We start from the raw sequence: 929 nt of genomic DNA on the forward strand, positions 1-929 counted from the left end.
GTTTTCCAGGCCCGGATGGGCCAGCAGGCCGGAAACCCTTCGGTTGACGGGAATTTGACCTGCCAGCTATACTCCCGCCTCTCGGCAGGCCGGCCTTTCGGCCTGTCGTCGTTTTCATGAGGGTCCGACGACCCTCCATTCAGAAGAATCCACTGATGGCGACTATCAATCAGCTGGTCCGCAAGCCTCGGCAAGCGACCACCTACAAGAGTGCCTCCCCGGCGCTGGACAAGTGTCCGCAGCGTCGTGGCGTGTGCACGCGCGTCTACACCACCACCCCGAAGAAGCCGAACTCGGCCCTCCGCAAGGTTGCAAAGGTTCGCCTGACCAACCAGGAAGAGGTCATCAGCTACATCGGCGGCGAAGGCCACAACCTGCAGGAGCACTCCGTGGTCCTGATCCGCGGTGGCCGCGTCAAGGATCTGCCGGGTGTCCGTTACCACACCGTTCGTGGTTCGCTCGACGCCGCTGGCGTTGCCAAGCGCCGCCAAGGCCGTTCGAAGTACGGCGCCAAGCGCCCGAAGAGCTAAGGAAATCAACTAATGTCCCGTAAAGGTTCTACTCCGCAGCGCACCGTCCTGCCTGATCCCAAGCATGGCAGCGAAACCATTGCCCGCTTCATCAACATGGTGATGCAGTCTGGCAAGAAGTCGGTTGCAGAGAAAATCGTGTATGGCGCTATGGACGTCATCGGCGAAAAGAATCCGAACGCCATTGATCTGGTGCAGAAGGCACTGGACAACGTGGCACCGACCGTTGAGGTCAAGTCGCGTCGCGTCGGCGGCGCTACTTACCAGGTTCCGGTCGAAGTTCGCGCCTCTCGCCGTATGGCCCTTGCCATGCGTTGGCTGATCGATTCCGCCCGCAAGCGCGGCGAGAACACGATGCCGCGCAAGCTGGCTGCCGAACTCCTGGACGCCTCGGAAAAC

The 929-nt window shown here is 61.2% G+C and carries 2 protein-coding genes; both read left to right on the forward strand.

Annotated elements, in window-relative coordinates:
- Positions 1-155: 155 nt before the first annotated feature.
- Entirely contained in the window at positions 156-530 is a 375-nt protein-coding gene (rpsL, locus tag CWM66_RS27900; protein WP_003469157.1) for a 30S ribosomal protein S12, read from the forward strand.
- A 12-nt stretch (positions 531-542) separates the two neighbouring features.
- Positions 543-929: 30S ribosomal protein S7 (gene rpsG, locus CWM66_RS27905; RefSeq protein WP_107147740.1), on the forward strand; the 387-nt coding region annotated here is incomplete at its 3' end.

Origin of the sequence: Kosakonia sp. H7A, assembly GCF_003028445.1 — a bacterium.
In the GTDB taxonomy this organism is placed as follows: Bacteria; Pseudomonadota; Gammaproteobacteria; order Enterobacterales; family Enterobacteriaceae; genus Kosakonia; species Kosakonia radicincitans.